This window comes from Paenibacillus glacialis, assembly GCF_001637205.1.
Classification (GTDB): domain Bacteria; phylum Bacillota; class Bacilli; order Paenibacillales; family Paenibacillaceae; genus Paenibacillus_AQ; species Paenibacillus_AQ glacialis.
The window spans coordinates 44,902-62,179 of sequence record NZ_LVJH01000063.1 but is presented as its reverse complement, the minus strand read 5'-3'; the positions used below and the strand labels follow the sequence as shown (position 1 = coordinate 62,179).

Genomic DNA, 17,278 nt, shown 5'->3' with positions numbered 1-17,278 from the left:
GAAGTGCAGCAATGCATGGAGCTGACCAATACTAATCGGTCGAGGGCTTATCCTAATATTCTGGAGTTTAGGCTTCAGAAGCAAATGTAAGTTTCGAATTGCAAATTCATTCGTATCTAGTTTTCAAGGATTAAACCTTGAATAGCATTTAAATTCATTCACACATTTGTGATGAATCGAATTTAAACCTGGTATAAAGCTGCATGTCCTTTCTGAGGACTGATATTTTCTCGCAGCGATTTCGAGAAGCGTAAGCTTCGAAAAATCACGTTTGGTGGCGATAGCGGAGGGGTTCCACACGTACCCATCCCGAACACGACCGTTAAGCTCTCCAGCGCCGATGGTACTTGGACCGCAGGGTCCTGGGAGAGTAGGACGTCGCCAAGCACAAGAATCACTGTTGATTTCGATCAACGGTGGTTTTTTTTCTGCTTTTTTAAAATAATATGACTTGTACACGGTTTGTGGATATCATGAGTGTAATTCCTCCATATCCACATCTATTTAGGCTCTATAAATTCATTTTGATGAAGAGACAGCTGAATAAACTAGTGAAATTCCGTTTAATATAGCAATAAAGAATATTATCAACAATTTAATAGGAAGAATTCCCGTTAAATGACGTGAGCATTCGAACATCTCATCGTAAAACGCTGATTTCAACTGCTATAGAAATTATTTAATGAAGAAGATTGTGAGTAACATCGAATGCAAGTACGAGAAGAGAAGGATCTTGAGCTTGATATGTGCATGAGTTGTTAATAAAATCTAAATCTGTTATCGTATTTGTCACAATACGTGAATATTTGAGAAGTACTTGTTTGTATTGAATGGAAAAAGTCCTTGTTGTCAACAAAGTACTCACAGTTGTGTATGAAAACGTTAAATTGTGCTGAGAAAAAAAGAATAAACCACAGAAGAATATTATTCTATCCACAAGTCCACACTAAAAATAACCACACCCCTTGGCAAAATGCAAGAATATGATATAATATTAACAAAGTCAAAGAAAGTCAAAGTCAACAGGGGATGTAATTTGCATATGCTGTTACCGTGGATTCTTACTGGCTTAATGTTTTAATAGTGGAGGATGAGTGATGCGTAATATTTCTGATATTATTGAACAATATCTGAAGAATATTTTGCATGAAAGTCCCGAAGGAACCGTGGAAATTCAACGCAATGATCTGGCAGAGAAATTTGACTGTGTTCCTTCACAGATCAATTATGTCATAAGTACTCGCTTTACGTTGGAGAAGGGTTATCTTGTGGAGAGCAAGAGAGGTGGAGGGGGTTATATTCGGATACAACGAATTGATCTCCCAGAACACTCCGATCTCCATACCCATCTCCGGCAGACCATTGGCGAAGGCATTGACCAGACGACAGCGGAAGGGCTGATCTATCAACTGGAGGGTTCCTGTTTCCTTAACAAACGCGAAGCAAATTTAATGCGTGCAGCGATATCCAGGGAATGCCTCATGATCAAGCTTCCATACCGGGATGAGATTCGTGCCAGAATGATGTTAGCGATGCTGATCTCTTTATTAGGTAAGTGACCTACGAAGAAAGGGAGGTACATCGACGTGCATTGTCAAGAATGCGGAACAAGACAAGCAACTCTTCATTTCACGAAATTTGTAAATGGGGAGAAAACGGAATTTCATATTTGTGAATCATGTGCGAGGGAAAAGGGTGAGATTGTTCCCGGAACCTCAGGGGGATTCTCGATACATAGCTTGTTGTCAGGTCTTATTGATTTTGATACGGCTAGTAAGGTTCAATCGGGTGCGTCGAAAGCAGCTCAACCCCTGCACTGTGAAAAATGTGGAATGACGTATACACAGTTCAGTAAAGCAGGACGTTTTGGATGTAGTTCATGCTACGAATATTTCAATGACCGTTTAAATCCATTATTTAAAAAAGTACATGGAAGTATAACTCATGTTGGTAAGATCCCAAAAAGAGGCGGCGGCCAAATACAGGTTAAACGCCAACTAGATGATCTCAAATCCGAGCTGCAGCAACGAATTGTACAAGAAGAATTTGAAGAAGCAGCAATGCTTCGTGATCAGATTAGGGAACTCGAAAAGGGATTATCTGAATAGTATAGTTCTTTCAAGAAGGAGGAATGCGTGATGCCAAATCTCCGGTTTACCGAAAAAGCACTCAGCGACTGGATGCTCGGTAACGCAAATGATTCCGATATTGCCATAAGCAGTCGTGTTAGAGTAGCACGTAATTTGCAGCAACTTCCTTTTCCTTTGGTTGCGACAAATGAGCAATCTATAGAAGTGCTGGAGCTTCTTACCGACATGGATAAGTATGATGATTTACAATCATTCGGTACTTTTTATATGCTTAACTTAAATGATATATCATCATTAGACAAAAAAGTTCTTGTTGAGAAGCATCTGATTAGTCCAAGTTTAGCTGACGAATCACATTATGGTGCTGTAATTCTTAGCGAGGATGAATCTATAAGTATTATGGTTAACGAAGAGGACCATCTTCGCATTCAATGTTTATATCCGGGATTCCAAGTTCGTGATGCCTGGGAGAAAGCGACAGCTATCGATGATATTTTTGAAGCTCATATCGATTATGCGTTCGATGATACGAGGGGTTACCTGACAAGTTGTCCTACAAATGTGGGGACAGGGCTAAGAGCTTCAGTTATGATGCATTTACCAGCACTCGTCATGACACAACAAATTAATCGGATTTTGTCTGCAGTGTCCCAAGTAGGACTCACGGTAAGAGGGATTTATGGTGAAGGCAGTGAAGCGGTGGGTAATATATTTCAGATATCTAATCAAATCACGTTAGGTCAGACGGAGAATGAAATTATCGAAAATCTGCATAGTGTCGTATTACAAATCATTGAACATGAGAAGAATGCCCGTGATCGATTGCTTAATGAATCTAAGCTTCGGATGACCGATCGGGTGAAACGATCATATGGTATTTTGTCATATGCAGAAATTATAGATTCGAAGGAAGCCGCGCAGCGTTTATCGGATGTTCGACTTGGTGTTGATCTTGGCATTATAGATGGTCCTTCAACGCCAATCATGAATGAGCTGAATGTGATGACGCAGCCAGGGTTTCTTCAAAAGACATTCGGGGAAATAATGGGGAACGAGGAACGTGACGTCTACCGAGCTAAATTAATACGGGAGAAGTTGGGTTCGATTAAAGTATAATTAATAAATCTAAATATAAAAGGGTTTCAAAATTCATGGAGGTGTAGGAGAATATGATGTTCGGGAGATTTACGGAACGTGCGCAGAAGGTGCTGGCTTTAGCTCAAGAAGAAGCAGTTCGTCTAGGACACAATAATATAGGTACAGAGCATATATTGCTTGGTCTTATTCGTGAAGGAGATGGCATTGCAGCCAAGGCTTTAATTGGTCTCGGTCTAGGACTCGAGAAGATTCAAGATGAAGTTGAAACACTGATTGGTCGAGGACAAGAACAACCAACAAATATTGCCTATACACCTCGTGCTAAGAAAGTCATTGAACTTTCTATGGATGAAGCTCGTAAGCTTGGACATACCTATGTGGGTACTGAACATATTTTGTTAGGTCTTATTCGTGAAGGCGAAGGTGTAGCTGCACGAGTACTTAATAATTTGGGGATTAGCTTGAATAAAGCACGTCAACAAGTGCTACAACTTTTGGGAAGCAGTGAAGCTGTGTCAAGCCATAATGGAGCACAAGCAAATGTGAATACTCCAACGTTGGATAGTTTGGCACGTGATTTAACTGCGTATGCTAAAGAAGGAAATCTGGACCCTGTGATTGGGCGAAGTAAGGAAATTGAGAGAGTTATTCAGGTTCTTAGTCGTCGTACCAAGAATAATCCAGTACTGATTGGTGAACCAGGGGTTGGTAAAACAGCCATCGCTGAAGGACTTGCACAGAAAATTATTAATAATGAAATCCCAGAGACCCTTCGTGATAAGCGTGTTATGACGCTTGATATGGGATCGGTTGTTGCGGGAACTAAATATCGTGGTGAATTTGAAGATCGCCTGAAGAAGATTATGGATGAAGTTCGCCAAGCAGGTAACATCATACTTTTTATTGATGAGTTGCATACGTTGATTGGTGCTGGTGGAGCGGAAGGTGCAATTGATGCATCCAACATTCTGAAGCCATCCCTTGCTCGTGGTGAGTTGCAGTGCATAGGGGCAACAACACTAGATGAGTACCGTAAGTATATTGAGAAAGATGCTGCCTTAGAGCGCAGATTCCAGCCGATTACGGTTGATCAACCGTCACCAGAGGAAGCTGTCCAAATTCTATTTGGTTTACGTGATCGTTATGAAGCACATCACCGTGTGAAGATTACGGATGAAGCGATTGTAGAAGCTGTTAAATTGTCAGATCGTTATATTCCAGATCGTTTCTTACCAGATAAAGCGATCGATTTGATCGATGAGGCAGGTTCGAAGGTAAGGTTGCATTCATACACGATTCCACCTAATTTGAAAGAATTAGAAAGCCGTCTTGAAGATATTCGTAAAGAAAAGGATGCTTCTGTCCAAAGCCAAGAATTCGAAAAGGCTGCTGCACTACGTGATACAGAACAAAAGGTTCGTGAAGAACTAGATATCACGAAGAACCAATGGAAAGAAAAACAAGGTAGTACTGATTCCGAAGTTACTCCAGATGATATTGCACAAATCGTTGCAAGCTGGACTGGAATCCCAGTAAGTAAGCTTAAGGAAGAAGAGACTCAGCGCCTTCTGAATATGGAGTCGATTCTGCATGAACGTCTAATTGGTCAAGAAGAAGCAGTGAAATCTGTAAGTAGAGCGGTTCGCCGCGCTCGTGCAGGGCTTAAAGATCCTAAACGACCTATAGGTTCATTTGTTTTCCTTGGACCAACGGGTGTTGGTAAGACAGAATTAGCGCGTGCTTTGGCGGATGCCTTATTCGGGGATGAAAATGCTATCGTACGGATCGATATGTCTGAATATATGGAGAAACACTCTACATCTCGCCTTGTTGGAGCACCTCCAGGCTATGTAGGATATGAAGAAGGTGGCCAACTTACGGAGAAAGTTCGTCGTAAACCTTACTCAGTCGTACTATTGGATGAGATCGAGAAAGCACACCCAGAAGTGTTTAATATCTTATTACAAGTGCTTGAAGATGGTCGTTTGACTGATTCTAAAGGTCGTGTCGTTGACTTCCGTAATACGTTAATTATTATGACTTCTAACGTGGGTGCTGAAGCGCTTAAACGTAACTCGACGTTAGGATTCACGGCAGTTCAAGACGGGGGAGCAGAGTATTCCAACATGAAGGATAAAGTAATGGGGGAACTTAAGAAGACCTTCCGCCCAGAATTCTTGAACCGGATTGATGAAATTATTGTATTCCATTCCTTAGAAGAGAAACATATTGCGGAGATTGTTACGCTGATGTCTGAGGAACTTCGTAAACGACTACGAGAATACGATGTGGAATTCATATTAACAGATGAAGCCAAAGCGTTCTTGGCCAAAGAAGGTTATGATCCAGCCTTTGGTGCACGTCCACTTCGTAGAGCGATCCAAAAACATATTGAAGATCGTTTATCTGAAGAACTGCTCTCAGGTAAAATTAGTAAAGGCGATTCCCTAATCATTAATAAGGGAGAAGAAGGATTGATCGTTGAGAAGCAAGAACCTTCTGTTACGCAAGAATAATTAAATATAAATAAATATGATTGATTCTCGAAATAGTGCTCTTCAGTAAATGGAGGGCACTATTTCTTTTGGAAGGTAAAAGTTTGAGTTATTATTAGAAGAGATGTAAACTTTTTATGTAAACCTTACGATAATATTTATAGATGATATATCAACTTACAAAATACGGTTATATTGATTAATTGAGGAAGTGAATTATAACATGAAAAAGAAAATAATATATAAGTGTACCAGTTGTGGGCATGAGCATATAAAATGGCAAGGTTCGTGTAATGATTGTCGAGAATGGAATACGCTTGAAGAAGAAGAGACTGGCGATGTCAGTGGTGGGCAAAAAAGCATCAGTAAGAAGAAAAATGTTAAAGTAAACCGTCTAACAGATACTGTATCTCAGAACAGTGATCGGATTATCACGAAATATAATGAATTTAATCGTGTTATGGGCGGGGGTATTGTAAAAGATTCTATTACGATTATTACTGCCATTCCAGGAGCAGGGAAATCAACCCTCTTGTTGCAAATATCTGATGATATGGCGAAGCAAGGATTGAAAGTGCTATATGCTTCTGGTGAGGAAAGCGACTCTCAGATAAAAACGAGAGCAGAGCGTGTTTTGCAAGATATGCATAAAGACGTATGGGTCTACTCTGATAATAGCTTGAACAACGTTTTAGGTTGCATTGACCAAATAGACCCCGATGTTATTATCATCGATAGTATCCAAACCTTTGTATTAGATGAGTACCCTCAAAGACCTGGTTCTCCTACGCAAACCATGGAATGTGCTAATACGCTTTTGAAAATCGCCAAAGATGCGCAAAGACCAAGAGCGATTATTATGGTTGGACAGATGACCAAAGATAACGAACTAGCTGGATTGAGAGCATTAGAGCACTTGGTCGATACTGTTCTTATTCTTGAGGGAGAAGAAGGCGAAGAGTTGAAAATGCTATTTTCATCCAAAAATCGCTATGGAAGCTCTGGAGAAATAGGTTTTTTCTCAATGGGTGAGCAAGGAATGACAGCTGTCGACAATCCATCCGAATTCTTTATGACGCAAAGGGAAGATAACGATGTGATTAGTGGAAGTGCATTAACTGTCGTTAAAGAAGGTACACGACCTATCATTCTTGAGATCGAAAGCTTGGTATCATCCACGTTTATGCCGTACCCGAGTCGAATTGCTGAGTGTTTAAAGAAAGACCATGTAAATACACTTATAAGTATCATGGAACAAAGAGCCGGCATCCCTTTACACGATAAGAATGTCGTAGTCAAGACTACGGGTGGTATTCGTTTAAAAGAACAATCCTCCAACTTAGCAGCGATTATGAGTATTGTATCATCTTACAAGAATAAAGGAATTCCTAATGATACGGTTTTTATTGCCGATATAGGATTAACGGGTGAATTAAAGAAAGTGCCTACGTTAGAATTACGTATCAGAGAACTTGAACGAATGGGCTTCAAACGTGTATATGTTGCACTTAATGGATTGAAGAGTACAACCACGTTTTCTACAATAAAGGTTATTCCATGTAAGACGTTGAGCCAAGTGATCAACTCTGTATTCGGTACTTCTACGTCAAAAGGTGGACATCAACGAGCTCCTTGGGATGAGGAAGAATGATGATTACTTTCTTCTACATGATTTTTTAATAATGTTGTTCATCATCTTCTTTAAAAGGAAAGTGCTTTCCGTTATACTTAGTTGTAAGGATTTAGCATTTGAACGTTACCATTAGTTCGGTTCTCATGAATGTAAAACAGCATGAATTTTGATTGGGAATTATATAATATAAATGTTCCCTCTAAATAGATGCTCATCTCAAATAGTCGTTTTTATGAAATTTGACGACTTCGCGTATATTTTGGAGATAGCTGTGAAATGATGTCCGAATAGGGTTTGAAGGGATGGCGACATCCTAAAGGAATTGAGCTTATGGTATAACTACTGTGGCATAAGCACTTGCTGTTGCGTTAGATTAGGGGGCATTTAATGATGAAAGAGAGTAATCAAGTAGATATAATGAATGATTTACTGAGGTTAGTTGCACCTGGAACAGCCTTTAGGGATGGACTCGAAAATGTATTGCGGGCTAAGACGGGAGCACTGATCGTTGTTGGCTATAGTCCGGAGGTCATGGAGGTTGTGGATGGCGGTTTTTCAATCAACTGTGATTTCTCACCCAATTATTTATACGAGTTGGCCAAGATGGATGGAGCCATAATATTGAGTGAGGATCTCAAGCGGATCTTGTATGCCAATACTCAGTTAATCCCTGACTCCTCCATTGGATCCTCCGAAACAGGAATTCGGCATAGAACGGCAGAACGTGTGGCTAAGCAAACAGGTAAGCTGGTCGTTTCTATCTCGCAGCGGCGTAATATTATTACGTTGTATCAGGGCGCTTTACGTTATTCACTTAAAGAGATTGGTGTTATCCTTACTAAAGCCAATCAAGCCATACAGACGCTGGAGAGATATAGAGCTGTCTTGAATCAATCACTCACTAATTTATCGGCTTCTGAGTTCGAAGAACTCGTAACGATTCCAGAAGTGGTTAATGTGATTCAAAGGGTGGAAATGGTGCTCCGGATCAAGACAGAGATTAAACGTTACATTACTGAGTTAGGCAATGAGGGACGTCTCATCAGTTTGCAGATGGAAGAACTAGTAAGTAACATGGAAGTGGAAGCTTGGCTGTTATTTAGGGACTATGCACGTGATGATAATGAAGATAAAATCCGTGAGATCATTGCGGGACTCAAACGTGCTTCTGATGATGAATTACTGGATCTACACTATATCACTCGACTATTAGGGTACCCAGCGTCGTTTGTGACATCGGAGGAATCCATCGTTCCACGAGGATATAGAGTTTTAAATAAGATCCCACGATTGCCAAATGTAATCATTCATAATCTTTTGGAGCACTTCGAACAGTTGCCACAAATTATGACTGCAACCATTGAACAATTGGATGAAGTGGATGGCATTGGTGAGGTTAGAGCAAGGAATATTAAGGATGGCCTCAATCGTTTACAAGAGCAAGTATTCATTGACAGGCAGGTTTAAATGCCATACAATCAATGGATGATATGGGGTATATTTAACTAATTGAGGTGAATAAATGATAACGAAGTCAATTCCGAATATGTTTACTTTAGGTAATCTAGCCCTCGGAATGATTGCGATGATGATGGCACTGAATGAAAAATTTAGTATGGCTGCGATCATGATCATTATTGCGATGCTACTCGATGGCCTAGATGGTCGCGTGGCAAGAGCGCTTCATGTGCAAAGCGAGTTCGGGAAAGAGCTTGATTCCCTTTCGGATGTTATTTCTTTTGGTGCAGCACCTGCACTTATTATGTATATGGTTACATTGCAAGTTTTACCAGATCCAATAGCTTGGAGTGCTACAGCCATTTTCCCTATGTGTGGTGCACTACGGTTAGCTCGTTTTAATGTTCGAAAAGGGATGCCAGGTTATTTTACTGGATTACCGATTCCTGCCGCGGGTGGAGTATTAGCAACATTATCTCTTTTTCATCATGAGATTTCTGGTACTTATATGATTATTGCCATGCTTTTGCTATCTTATTTGATGGTCAGTACGGTAAGATATCCCAATTTCAAAAAAGTGGGTCTTCCGAAGAAAGTTGTTATAGGTGCACCGATTGTTATCGTAGTGGCTGTAGCGATTGCTGTTGTGTTTCCGGATCAAATATCTAAGTTAATCTTTATACCACTTGTCATATATGCGGTTTACGGTGTGAAGCAGAGTATCGAGAGATCTCTGAGACGTCGTAATCACAAGAAGAAAGAAGAAGATTCTCTTCATTCTGATCGTTAAATGAGGTCTTTCAGTCCTCTATGTATGTACAAATAAAAAGCATTTATTTCATGCCTTATGGCAGTGAGATAAATGCTTTTTTTTATGTTGGAATCATGTCGATAATACCTTTTAAGACATATTGAATAGTCCAAGAGTGGAACATTTCTTCGATTCATCTCGAACGACTTCATCCATATTAATATCAAGCAAGTTACAGAGAGCTGACAAGTAGAACATGTTACGCCCTAATTCGGTACTGATGATCTCTTTGCAGTTCTCACATAAGTGCCCATGTACATGAGTTCCTAATACTTCTTTCGTGGACGCTAGATCTGATTCTGGTTCAAATGCTTGCTTACTAGCGTGGAGTTCGATACAACCACAATCCGTAATGGCTTTGGCGACAGCCCTGTTCAATGATGCGCTACTCTGTCCATTCTTAGACATCACATCGAGTAGACTACGGTGACGGAGCAGCAGGTCGGATATTTGATCTTGGAATTCCTGTAAACTGACTGTACTCATTTTTCCAATCACCTCTATATAATTTATGAATTGAATTCATTATATGCCAGTGCAATGTTTATTTTCAACCCAAAAAGAGACACATCGAAGAAAGAATAGTATGTCTTATTCACGATTAAGAAAAATTGGGAAATTAGGGTTATGCTCCGTGAAATTGGATCATACTGGATAAAGATATCTATGAAAGCTATATATTTTGAAGGAGATGTGGGATCTGATGTTAAAAAAAGCTATTTTAGTATTCATTGGACTATGTGGTGCATGGTTTGGATATACGTTTTATCAAATGTTAGGAAAGTCATTCCCTGAATGGATAACCCTATTTGGTGAAAATGACGCTGTTCGGGGTGGTTTGGTCTTTGCGACGTTAGGCGCGATATTATTTATGTTCATCGGCTCCATGAGCTACCCAATCGTATTTAACAAATTACAAGCTATTGTCGTGTCTTTTTCTAAAATGCCGATGAATGAGTTGACTGCTGGAGCGGCAGGGCTGACAGGTGGCCTTCTGCTGGCTCTGTTACTGTATCCTAGCCTCGCATGGCTTGGGAAAGCAGGACAAATGATAGAAGTGGGTATAACTCTGATATGCGGCTACATGGGCCTTAGAGTCGGTATGGAGAAGAAAGAGGAACTTGCAACGTTATGGACCTCAGGAAGATGGGGGCGTGCTGAGTTATCCGATGAAAGAATGCTGGAGGAACATAAAATACTTGATACGAGCGTGATTATTGATGGACGGATTGCTGATATTTGCAAAACGGGTTTTATCGAGGGGACAATTGTTATTCCCGAGTTCGTACTCGAAGAGCTTCAACATATCGCAGATTCGTCAGATTTACTCAAACGTAATCGGGGGCGCAGAGGTCTTGATATTTTGAATAAAATCCAGAAAGAGTTAGCTATAAAGGTACTTATTTACGAAGGGGATTTTGAAGAAATATCAGAAGTGGATAGCAAGCTTGTTAAGTTGGCTAAAGTATTAAAGGGGAAAGTGGTCACTAACGACTACAACTTGAACAAAGTATGTGAGCTGCAAGGTGTGTCTGTCCTGAACATCAATGATCTAGCGAATGCAGTCAAACCTGTCGTTCTTCCTGGGGAAGAAATTATGGTGCAAGTGATCAAAGATGGTAAAGAACATGGACAAGGTGTCGCCTATTTAGATGATGGTACGATGATTGTCGTAGAAGGTGGACGTGAATATATTGGCTCGCTTATGGAAGTGCTAGTGACGAGTGTTCTACAGACCTCTGCGGGACGTATGATCTTTGCGAAACCAAAACTGTTGGAAAAAGCCCAGTAAAAACGGTATGATGGAGATAACTATTTCCTTACTACTTGGGAATGAAGACAGGGGTATAATTATGGACAACAGTTTGGGGATCGTTATTGTATCAGCAGGTAAAGGTTCCCGAATGGGTACCCTTGAAAGTAAACAGTACTTGTTGCTACAGGACAAGCCCATTTTGATTCATACATTAGAAGTATTCAACAGTATGCCTCAAGTCAAAGAGATTGTTCTGGTAACGGGTCAGGATGATGTGAGGCGTGTCCAAGAATGGGTACACGAGTATAAGATGGACAAGGTGATCAAGGTGATCCCCGGTGGAAGTGAGAGACAACATTCCGTATATCAGGGCCTATTAGAGATTGGGACGGAATGGGTCATGATCCATGACGGTGTACGCCCCTTTGTAGACCAAGCCGACATTGAGGCTTGTTATCAGATGGCACTTCGCACTGGCGCTGCTGTATTAGCAGTACCTGTGAAGGATACAATTAAACAAGTTGATGGATCCGGTATCATTGTCGCAACACCAGATCGTCAAAGTCTGTGGGCTATTCAGACCCCACAGACTTTTCGTGTTTCTGATCTTCTTAGGTCTCATCAAGAGGCACAGAGAAGCGGGTTTGTGGGAACGGATGACTCTATGTTAGTGGAACGAATGGGTATTCCGGTGGCTGTCGTAAAGGGGAGTTATTCCAACATCAAGATTACGACACCCGATGATTTAGAATATGCTGCATTTATAGAGATACGAAAGGGAGAGGGATAGTCATGATAAGAGTAGGACAAGGTTTTGATGTACATCAACTAGTTGAGGGCAGGCCGTGTATTATTGGTGGAGTTACGATTCCATATGAGTTAGGTTTAGTTGGACACTCGGATGCAGACGTGCTTCTGCATGCTGTCACAGATGCTATTCTTGGTGCACTTGGGCTTGGTGACATTGGTAAGCACTTCCCGGATACCGATCCTGATTATAAGGATGCCGACAGTCTCAAATTACTAGTACAGGTATGGAATCTTGCCAAAGAGAGAGGTTATCGACTTGGTAATATAGACTCCACCATTATTGCTCAGAAACCTAAGATGGCCCCTTACATTCCTCAAATGATGGAGGTCATTGCAAAGGCGCTTGATGCAGATGTCTCTCAAGTCAACGTTAAAGCAACAACGACGGAGCAGTTAGGGTTCACAGGCCGTGGCGAAGGGATTGCCGCCCAATCTGTTGTATGCTTAACCCAAAATATGCTATCATCTTGAAATATAAGTGAAGGCTTGATATATACGAAGCGGAGGAATTAGATATGACCAGTGGAGTGCGCGTGCGATATGCACCTAGTCCAACAGGACATTTACATATTGGTAATGCAAGAACAGCTCTTTTTAACTATTTATTTGCTCGTCATTTGGGCGGGAAGTTTATTATTCGCATTGAAGATACTGACGTGAAACGTAACGTTGAAGGTGGAGAAGAGAGCCAACTTAAATATTTGAAGTGGTTGGGAATAGAATGGGATGAAAGTATAGATGTAGGTGGGGCATACGGGCCGTATCGCCAGACGGAACGATTGGATATTTATCGTACCTATTGGCAGGAACTGCTGGATAAGGGTCTTGCTTATCGTTGTTACTGCACAGAAGAGGAGTTAGAACAGGAGCGGGAGGAACAGGCTGCTCGTGGGGAAACTCCACGTTATTCTGGTAAACATCGTGACTTAACAGAAGAACAACAACGTGCGTTTGAAGCGGAAGGTCGCATTGCGAGTATACGTTTTCGCGTACCGGAAGATAAGACGTATACCTTCAATGATATCGTTAAAGGAACGATTTCCTTTACTACACAGGATACAGGGGATTTCGTTATTGTAAAGAAAGATGGTATTCCAACGTATAACTTCGCGGTCGTGCTCGATGATCACTTGATGGAGATCTCCCATGTATTACGTGGAGAAGATCATGTCTCTAATACGCCGCGTCAATTGATGATCTACGAAGCTCTTGGATGGGAAGCTCCGCAATTTGGTCATATGACTTTGATTGTAAATGAGAATCATAAGAAGCTCAGTAAGAGGGATGAGTCTATTGTCCAGTTCATTGAACAGTATGATCAATTAGGCTTTCTACCAGAAGCATTATTTAACTTTATATCCTTGCTTGGATGGTCACCTGAGGGCGAGGAAGAAATGTTCGTAAAAGACGAGCTGATCACTATTTTTAACGCAGAACGTTTGTCTAAGAGTCCTGCTGTATTTGATCAAAATAAACTTGCCTTTATGAACAATCATTATATCAAACATGCGGATCCAGATCGGGTAGCTAAGCTAGCTATTCCACATCTTCAACGTACCGGTTGTTTGCCTCAGGAGTTGACTGCTGAACAGGAAGCATGGGCGAAGTCTTTGGTTGCCCTTTATCAAGAACAATTGAACTCCGCTTCTAATATTGTGGAACTGTCGGAGATGTTCTTCCGCTCCAATATCGAATTAGACGATGAAGCGAGAGCTATCCTTGCAGAAGAACAAGTACCAACTGTACTAGCGGCATTTCTTGCTAAGGTGGAAGCTACGGATGAATTTACCCCAGCTAATATGGCTGTATTAATTAAAGAAGTACAGAAAGAGACTGGATTTAAGGGCAAGCAGTTGTTCATGCCGATTCGTGTGGCGTTAACAGGTCAGACGCATGGTCGAGATTTGAACCAAACCATCTACCTTCTTGGGTTAGATCGTGTACAGAATCGTCTGAAGTCACAAATTTAGAGTTGTAGCATAACGTATGACAAGATAATTATTCTTATCTACTCCTTGTCAGTTCCTTGTCTTTTCGTTATAATACATCCAATAACTTTATGATTATATCGTGAATAATATGAATAGTTGTTAATAGCTGGGATCAGGAAAAGTACGTTACTTTGGCATTTTCCAGAGAGGATAACCGTAGGGATTTCATTTGTTTTCCCTTATGGCTGTGAGTTATCCATGTGTCGGTAATCGAAATGCACCTGTGAGCTGCAGGGCCGAGCGAAGGAGCGAATATAAGTTACTCTAGCGTTAGGCCGTGCCGGATCGTCTTCCGTTATAAGGCAATAAGAGGAGATGCATAGTCATGTTAATGTGTACGATATTAACAAGCATCTCAAGCAGAGTGGAACCACGGTAAACGTCTCTGCAGCGAAAGCTGCAGGGGCGTTTTTTGAGTTCTAAAACGATTTGCGCAGACACTATTATTCTCGCAGAACATGGAGTCCTACACTGGGTCTTTATCGAGCAGGTTCTAAATGGTCATCGTGATAAGTTAAGGTGTTATGGGGAGCACAAGGAGAGCTGAAAAGCGTCGAAGAGGGGAATAATATGTTTAAGAACATGAAATCAGATATCCAAGCGGTATTTGAGAACGATCCTGCAGCTAGACGATTATTTGAAGTTATCTTCACCTATTCGGGACTCCACGCGATTTGGGCACAAAGAGTTGCCCATGCTTTGTACAAACGTCGTTGGTTTACATTGGCACGTATTATCTCACAATGTAGCCGGTTTATGACGGGAATTGAAATTCACCCAGGTGCAACCATCGGAAAAAGATTATTTATCGATCATGGGATGGGAGTCGTGATCGGCGAGACTTGTGAAATCGGAGACGACGTGGTGATCTATCAAGGGGTAACTCTTGGAGGGACTGGCAAGGAGAAAGGGAAACGCCATCCTACCATTGGGAATAATGTTGTTATTGCATCAGGGGCCAAAGTATTGGGTTCTTTTACAGTAGGCGACCAATGTAACATTGGAGCTAACTCCGTTGTTCTGAAGGAGGTTCCATCTAATAGTACCGTGGTGGGTATCCCAGGTAGGATTGTTAAGAAGGATGGTAGACGTATTGATCGCCTAAGTCATCAATTACCGGATCCCGTCGTCGATGCAATGCGTTTACTCCAATTAGAGATTGAGGAACTACGCATGGAACTGGACCGCGTAAAGCGCGAAAGGCATCAATTACATGAACAAGAGTTATCTACTCATAGCGAATAATGTACAAGAATAAGAACGGGAGGATTATGTTCATATGGCTCTTAAAATTTATAATACGCTGACCCGAAATAAAGATCTCTTTGTACCACAGGAACCTGGTAAGGTGAAAATGTATGTATGCGGACCAACCGTGTACGACTTTATTCATATCGGAAATGCACGTCCTATGATTGTGTTTGATGTGGTTCGAACATATTTGGAGCAACTGGGTAATGAAGTGAACTACGTTGTTAACTTCACGGATATTGATGATAAGCTAATTCGTAAAGCGGAACAAACAGGCAGTACAGTACCGGAGGTAGCTGATACCTTTATCGGTGCTTACTACGAAGATCTTGAGGGTCTTGGTCTTACTCGCGCAACTTTGAATCCACGTGTAACCGAAAATATGGATTCTATCCTTGAATTTATTCAGGAGCTTGAGCAGAAGGGGTTTGCTTATGAGAATGGTGGAGATGTATTCTTCCATACTCATAAATTTAAAGATTATGGTAAGTTGTCTCACCAGAATATCGAAGAACTGCAGTTCGGCATTCGAATTGGAGTCGATGAACGTAAAGAACATCCAGAGGATTTCGTACTTTGGAAGGCAGCCAAGCCAGGAGAAATCGCTTGGTCTAGTCCATGGGGTGATGGAAGACCGGGATGGCATATTGAATGTTCAGCAATGGCTCGCAGATACCTAGGAGATACTATCGATATTCATGGCGGAGGACAGGATCTACAATTCCCACATCATGAATGTGAAGTAGCCCAGACCGAAGCATTAACAGGCGAGAAATTCGCTAATTATTGGATGCATAATGGATACATTAACATTAATAATGAAAAAATGTCCAAATCGCTAGGCAATGGTATATTGGTTAAAGATTTGCGCAAACAGTATAAATGGGAGTCCATTCGCTACTTTATGCTATCTAGCCAATATCGTAACCCACTTAATTTCAACGATGAGACAATTGATCAAGCGGAGAAGAGCACAGAACGAATCCGCAATGCTGTAGACAATGTTAAACATCGCTTGACGGCGGTAGTGGAAGATAAGGGACATAACGTTAATGAGTCTTTACAGGTCAGACTGACTGATATACTAGCTACTTATCATGCTAAAATGCAGGATGATTTCAATACACCGGATGCGATTACAGCTATATTTGAATGGGTATATGAAGCTAACGCATTATTACAGGAACCAGTAGTGAAAGCTGTCGACTTGCACGCTCTACTTCAAACCTTTAATGAGATGAATCAAGTGCTAAGACTTTATGCTGTCCATGAAGGGGAACTCATCGATGAAGAAATTGAAAATTTGATCGTCGAAAGAGTCAATGCCCGCAAGGACAAGAATTGGAGTCGTGCAGATGAAATTAGAGATCTGCTTGATTCTCGTGGAATTGTTCTAGAGGATACTGCGCAAGGAATGCGCTGGCGGCGCAAATGATGGGCGGGTCTGATAAAGAGCTACTTGGGGGAGAACAGGATCTATGGTATCCTTTTCCTCCTTCTAAGCAGCCTAAGTTAATCCCACCGATTGTATTAGCCTATATAGGGGATGCGCTTTATGAAGTAGCCGTAAGACAATACTTGATTTCCAAAGCTAATTTAAGACCGCATCATCTTCATCGTTCTGCAACTAAAATGGTGTCGGCCAAAGCACAAAGTAAAATTGTTACACATTTAGATGCTATCTTAACAGACGATGAGCGAGATGTAGTAAGACAGGGACGTAATGCGAAATCGGGAAGCGTACCGAAAAATGCGGATGTACTGGAATATCGTCATGCGACAGCGTTTGAAGCTTTAATTGGTTATTTGTACTATACGAAACAGAGTGCAAGAATGGATGAATTAATTGAATTGAGTATTAAATATATAGATGAACAGAGTTAAT

General features: G+C 41.1%; 15 protein-coding genes and 1 rRNA gene. 15 read left to right on the top strand and 1 reads right to left on the bottom strand.

What is annotated here, in order from left to right; genetic code table 11:
• Positions 1-270: 270 nt before the first annotated feature.
• The 8 genes from rrf (at position 271) to pssA (ending at position 9,564) form a co-directional block, all read left to right on the top strand.
• Positions 271-387: ribosomal RNA gene (rrf, locus tag PGLA_RS22575) — 5S ribosomal RNA — on the top strand.
• A 710-nt stretch (positions 388-1,097) separates the two neighbouring features.
• Entirely contained in the window at positions 1,098-1,559 is a 462-nt protein-coding gene (locus PGLA_RS22570; protein WP_068537385.1) for a CtsR family transcriptional regulator, read from the top strand.
• Positions 1,560-1,586: 27 nt separating this feature from the next.
• Positions 1,587-2,108 (top strand): protein-arginine kinase activator protein McsA, encoded by a 522-nt coding sequence (gene mcsA, locus PGLA_RS22565; RefSeq protein ID WP_068537383.1) that lies wholly within the window; start codon positions 1,587-1,589, stop codon positions 2,106-2,108.
• A 30-nt stretch (positions 2,109-2,138) separates the two neighbouring features.
• Positions 2,139-3,206, top strand: a complete 1,068-nt coding sequence (mcsB, locus tag PGLA_RS22560) for a protein-arginine kinase McsB (protein ID WP_068537382.1) — start codon at positions 2,139-2,141, stop codon at positions 3,204-3,206.
• Between the two features lie 53 nt (positions 3,207-3,259).
• Positions 3,260-5,704 carry an ATP-dependent protease ATP-binding subunit ClpC gene (gene clpC / locus PGLA_RS22555; RefSeq protein WP_068537380.1) on the top strand — a complete coding sequence of 815 codons (2,445 nt, stop codon included), beginning with the start codon at positions 3,260-3,262 and terminating at the stop codon, positions 5,702-5,704.
• Between the two features lie 202 nt (positions 5,705-5,906).
• The gene (gene radA, locus PGLA_RS22550; protein WP_068537379.1) at positions 5,907-7,334 is read left to right on the top strand and encodes a DNA repair protein RadA; all 1,428 of its coding nucleotides are present in this window, start codon (positions 5,907-5,909) and stop codon (positions 7,332-7,334) included.
• Between the two features lie 372 nt (positions 7,335-7,706).
• The gene (gene disA / locus PGLA_RS22545) at positions 7,707-8,783 is read left to right on the top strand and encodes a DNA integrity scanning diadenylate cyclase DisA (RefSeq protein ID WP_068537388.1); all 1,077 of its coding nucleotides are present in this window, start codon (positions 7,707-7,709) and stop codon (positions 8,781-8,783) included.
• 55 nt (positions 8,784-8,838) lie between these two features.
• The gene (pssA, locus tag PGLA_RS22540) at positions 8,839-9,564 is read left to right on the top strand and encodes a CDP-diacylglycerol--serine O-phosphatidyltransferase (RefSeq protein WP_068537378.1); all 726 of its coding nucleotides are present in this window, start codon (positions 8,839-8,841) and stop codon (positions 9,562-9,564) included.
• Between the two features lie 111 nt (positions 9,565-9,675).
• Here the strand turns inward: pssA and PGLA_RS22535 are convergent, their stop codons facing one another.
• A complete protein-coding gene (locus tag PGLA_RS22535; RefSeq protein ID WP_068537376.1) occupies positions 9,676-10,071 on the bottom strand; it encodes a nucleoside triphosphate pyrophosphohydrolase family protein in 396 nt (131 codons plus the stop codon).
• A 217-nt stretch (positions 10,072-10,288) separates the two neighbouring features.
• Here PGLA_RS22535 and PGLA_RS22530 point away from each other — a divergent pair, with 217 nt between their 5' ends.
• The 7 genes from PGLA_RS22530 to PGLA_RS22500 all read left to right on the top strand — a co-directional run bounded on the left by PGLA_RS22530 (position 10,289) and on the right by PGLA_RS22500 (position 17,277).
• Positions 10,289-11,377, top strand: a complete 1,089-nt coding sequence (locus PGLA_RS22530; protein ID WP_068537375.1) for a PIN/TRAM domain-containing protein — start codon at positions 10,289-10,291, stop codon at positions 11,375-11,377.
• 61 nt (positions 11,378-11,438) lie between these two features.
• Positions 11,439-12,131, top strand: coding sequence for a 2-C-methyl-D-erythritol 4-phosphate cytidylyltransferase (gene ispD / locus PGLA_RS22525; RefSeq protein ID WP_068537373.1), 693 nt, complete (start codon positions 11,439-11,441; stop codon positions 12,129-12,131).
• 2 nt (positions 12,132-12,133) lie between these two features.
• Positions 12,134-12,622 carry a 2-C-methyl-D-erythritol 2,4-cyclodiphosphate synthase gene (gene ispF / locus PGLA_RS22520; RefSeq protein WP_068537372.1) on the top strand — a complete coding sequence of 163 codons (489 nt, stop codon included), beginning with the start codon at positions 12,134-12,136 and terminating at the stop codon, positions 12,620-12,622.
• 44 nt (positions 12,623-12,666) lie between these two features.
• Positions 12,667-14,121 carry a glutamate--tRNA ligase gene (gene gltX, locus PGLA_RS22515; RefSeq protein WP_068537370.1) on the top strand — a complete coding sequence of 485 codons (1,455 nt, stop codon included), beginning with the start codon at positions 12,667-12,669 and terminating at the stop codon, positions 14,119-14,121.
• A 564-nt stretch (positions 14,122-14,685) separates the two neighbouring features.
• Complete coding sequence (gene cysE / locus PGLA_RS22510) at positions 14,686-15,387, top strand: serine O-acetyltransferase (protein WP_281197450.1); 702 nt, start codon at positions 14,686-14,688, stop codon at positions 15,385-15,387.
• A 34-nt stretch (positions 15,388-15,421) separates the two neighbouring features.
• The gene (cysS, locus tag PGLA_RS22505; protein WP_068537367.1) at positions 15,422-16,828 is read left to right on the top strand and encodes a cysteine--tRNA ligase; all 1,407 of its coding nucleotides are present in this window, start codon (positions 15,422-15,424) and stop codon (positions 16,826-16,828) included.
• The gene (locus PGLA_RS22500) at positions 16,825-17,277 is read left to right on the top strand and encodes a Mini-ribonuclease 3 (RefSeq protein ID WP_068537365.1); all 453 of its coding nucleotides are present in this window, start codon (positions 16,825-16,827) and stop codon (positions 17,275-17,277) included. Before cysS ends, PGLA_RS22500 begins: the two co-directional genes overlap by 4 nt.
• Position 17,278 lies beyond the last annotated feature (1 nt).

Excerpts from the sequence above, each read along its gene's own strand:
- PGLA_RS22570 (WP_068537385.1), top strand. The coding sequence starts at position 1,098 with ATGCGTAATATTTCTGATATTATTGAACAATATCTGAAGAATATTTTG.
- mcsB (WP_068537382.1), top strand. The coding sequence starts at position 2,139 with ATGCCAAATCTCCGGTTTACCGAAAAAGCACTCAGCGACTGGATGCTC.
- clpC (WP_068537380.1), top strand. The coding sequence starts at position 3,260 with ATGATGTTCGGGAGATTTACGGAACGTGCGCAGAAGGTGCTGGCTTTA.
- radA (WP_068537379.1), top strand. The coding sequence starts at position 5,907 with ATGAAAAAGAAAATAATATATAAGTGTACCAGTTGTGGGCATGAGCAT.
- disA (WP_068537388.1), top strand. The coding sequence starts at position 7,707 with ATGAAAGAGAGTAATCAAGTAGATATAATGAATGATTTACTGAGGTTA.
- pssA (WP_068537378.1), top strand. The coding sequence starts at position 8,839 with ATGATAACGAAGTCAATTCCGAATATGTTTACTTTAGGTAATCTAGCC.
- PGLA_RS22535 (WP_068537376.1), bottom strand. The coding sequence starts at position 10,071 with ATGAGTACAGTCAGTTTACAGGAATTCCAAGATCAAATATCCGACCTG.
- PGLA_RS22530 (WP_068537375.1), top strand. The coding sequence starts at position 10,289 with ATGTTAAAAAAAGCTATTTTAGTATTCATTGGACTATGTGGTGCATGG.
- ispD (WP_068537373.1), top strand. The coding sequence starts at position 11,439 with ATGGACAACAGTTTGGGGATCGTTATTGTATCAGCAGGTAAAGGTTCC.
- ispF (WP_068537372.1), top strand. The coding sequence starts at position 12,134 with ATGATAAGAGTAGGACAAGGTTTTGATGTACATCAACTAGTTGAGGGC.
- gltX (WP_068537370.1), top strand. The coding sequence starts at position 12,667 with ATGACCAGTGGAGTGCGCGTGCGATATGCACCTAGTCCAACAGGACAT.
- cysS (WP_068537367.1), top strand. The coding sequence starts at position 15,422 with ATGGCTCTTAAAATTTATAATACGCTGACCCGAAATAAAGATCTCTTT.
- PGLA_RS22500 (WP_068537365.1), top strand. The coding sequence starts at position 16,825 with ATGATGGGCGGGTCTGATAAAGAGCTACTTGGGGGAGAACAGGATCTA.